This is a genomic window from Acinetobacter sp. YH12255, assembly GCF_013417355.1.
GTDB classification, from domain to species: domain Bacteria; phylum Pseudomonadota; class Gammaproteobacteria; order Pseudomonadales; family Moraxellaceae; genus Acinetobacter; species Acinetobacter pseudolwoffii.
In genome coordinates this window covers 1-2548 of the sequence record NZ_VPEC01000102.1, presented here as the reverse complement: position 1 = coordinate 2548, position 2548 = coordinate 1, and the positions used below count along the sequence as shown (strand labels likewise).

4 protein-coding genes and 1 pseudogene are annotated in these 2548 nt (G+C 33.9%); 3 read left to right on the top strand and 2 right to left on the bottom strand.

Annotated elements, in window-relative coordinates:
* On the bottom strand, nt 1–185 hold a 185-nt coding region (locus FTV30_RS15845), incomplete at its 3' end, for a transposase (RefSeq protein ID WP_180001905.1).
* A 55-nt stretch (nt 186–240) separates the two neighbouring features.
* On the opposite strand from FTV30_RS15845, the pseudogene FTV30_RS15840 reads away from it, so the two are divergent.
* The 3 genes and pseudogenes from FTV30_RS15840 to FTV30_RS15830 form a co-directional block, all read left to right on the top strand.
* Nucleotides 241–447, top strand: a pseudogene (locus FTV30_RS15840) (hypothetical protein); the annotation flags it as partial.
* Nucleotides 448–529: 82 nt separating this feature from the next.
* Nucleotides 530–1147 (top strand): AAA family ATPase, encoded by a 618-nt coding sequence (locus tag FTV30_RS15835; RefSeq protein WP_000158575.1) that lies wholly within the window; start codon nt 530–532, stop codon nt 1145–1147.
* Entirely contained in the window at nt 1147–2145 is a 999-nt protein-coding gene (locus tag FTV30_RS15830) for a ParB/RepB/Spo0J family partition protein (protein ID WP_001085468.1), read from the top strand. The genes FTV30_RS15835 and FTV30_RS15830 overlap by 1 nt, the downstream gene beginning before the upstream one ends.
* 115 nt (nt 2146–2260) lie before the next feature.
* Here the strand turns inward: FTV30_RS15830 and FTV30_RS15825 are convergent, their stop codons facing one another.
* The gene (locus tag FTV30_RS15825) at nt 2261–2494 is read right to left on the bottom strand and encodes a hypothetical protein (RefSeq protein WP_257222011.1); all 234 of its coding nucleotides are present in this window, start codon (nt 2492–2494) and stop codon (nt 2261–2263) included.
* Nucleotides 2495–2548 lie beyond the last annotated feature (54 nt).

Sequence of the window (2548 nt, the reverse complement as noted above, 5' to 3'; positions counted from 1 at the left end):
ATCATTAAGCAGCATTGGATGGCTGCGTCGGAGTAGGTTTGATTTCGCCCTTGTTTGCCTTTTGATGGCGCATACCATTGCGTAGCAGGATCAAACCAAATGGCAATATTTCCGCGACTCATGAGTGTTCGGTTATATGCGGGCCAATTGGTTGTGCGGTAGATTTTGTGTGTAGGCTTCTTCATTTGAAAATTATATCGCTGAAAAAGCCGTTACAGATAGGTTTGTGCAACAAAGCCTTACGACGATCACACTCAGCTATGCATTTACCTTGCTGATTTTATTGCTACATACAACTTCGACCGCAGACTCAAAACACTCAGGGGCCTGACTCCCTACGAATTCATCTGCAAACAGTGGACAGATGAACCTGAACTTTTTAAGATTGATCCGATCCATCAAATGCCGGGACTAAACAAAAGAAAAAAAAGGCTTTTAGTTTTTTAAATTTCCACTGTGGAAATTTAAAAATATTTTTTTAATTTTTAAAATTATGCTAATATAAATTTAATTTTTATATATTTAATCCATGACAATATACGTAATTGCCAATCAGAAAGGTGGCGTTGGAAAGACCACACTCTCAACCAATTTAGCTGTTGCTCTGAGCAAAAAAGGTCAGACTATTCTTGTAGATGGAGATGATCAACAATCCTCTATAAAATGGAGTAAACGTAGAACACAAGACTCGATTACAACCATTTCGCTCAAAGATAATTTAAAAGAAGAACTACAACAGTTAAAAAATAATAATAAATATATTGTATTGGATGTTGCAGGACGTGATTCAGCTGAGTTTCGTTCAGCATTATTAATAGCAGATGTTCTTATTATTCCAACGCAACCTAGTCAAACAGATATCGAAGTGCTGCCATTTGTGCTTAGATTGGTAAATGCTGCTAAGCAAGTAAATAAGAAATTAGAAACTTTTGTAGTCTTAAATAAAGCACCAACCAATACCAAATCTACAGAAATTGATGCTGCTTTAGAGTTGCTACAACAAGTCAAGTCTGTGAAAACACTAAATACCATTGTGCGTGATCGCAAACAATTTCGCGATGCAATGATCGAAGGAAAATCAGTATTAGAAATGGGTAGTAGTAAAGCAAAAGATGAATTAAATGAATTTTTGGTGGAGATCCTGTAATGGCGAAAAAACCACTCATTGTCGATTTTGATGATGCCTTTGAAATGGAACAAGCATTTATTAATGCAGCAGGAACAGGCAAAGTTGCATTGGTATCATCGACTGAAAATAATATTGTTGATCTACCTATAGAGCTTATTGACTTCTCAGAGCATCAACCTCGCATTATTACAGACAAAGTTTTACAAGATGTTGAAAAGCTTGCCAAAAGTATTGAAACGAATGGGCAAATTTATCCGATTGTTGTGATCAAAAAAGAAGAAACATATGAGCTTGTTGGTGGAGAAAAAAGGTTTCGAGCTGTTCGTGATGTATTAAAACATAAGACTATTCGTGCAATTATTCGAGATGATAAATCTACAGAAAAGACAGCTTTAATTTCATTGATTGACAATTTACATCGGTCAAATCTTAGTGATTTTGAATTAGTCAATGCTATACAAAAACACTGCGATGAGTTTGGTTATACTATACAAAATATAGAATTTATTACTCAAAAATATCAATTAGATCAATCTAAATACTTTAGATTAATGAGCTTTTATAAACTGCCAAACTATATAAAAGAAGATCTAAAAATCCACCCCAAAGCGATTTCAGGTGCAACCGCACAACAATTGTTAACTGAATTAAATAAACTGGTTTTAAAGTTTAACCATCAACTAGTTGAAGATACCACGTTAACCATATGGAAAAAGTACCTAAATGAATTTACAGAAACAAATCGTCCATCAAAAAAATTCATTTATCAAATAGAAAAAGCATTAACGGTACAAGAGACAGCTAAAAAACAAGATCAAAGCATCGAAAATGCCTCTCTAGTAAACAAAATGATCTTAAAAAATAAAAATGGTCTTAAATTTGGTTCGATTAAGATCGAGAAAAGTCTCAATGGGAAAACAGTCCTAAATATTCGCACCAGTTTAAATGCTGAATTTAATCAAGAAAAGATTGAAAAGTTAGAAGAATTTCTTGCCGGTTTAGATGACCACCCATAAAAATTATAAATTTCCACTGTGGAAATTTATAATTGAGTATCCAATATTTTTTTAAATATTGGGTACTGCTATTTATCATACATATTGAATTAAAAAGTGTTAAAGGGAAAAATGCTTACCAGAACGGTAACTGATCTTCTGATGGATCTAAAATTTCATCCATATCAGAATCAACAATATTTTTATCTTCATGATCTGCCATATTATCTTCAGATGCATCTTTTTTAAAAATATTCATATTACGTTTTGCTTGTATCCAAAAATAGTAGTCTAAATGGCACTGTTGCAAATAGTCGGTGGTGATAAACTTATCATCCCCTTTTGCTGATGGAGCTGCACATGAACCCATTCAAAGGCCGGCATTTTCAGCGTGACATCATTCTGTGGGCCGTACGCTGGTACT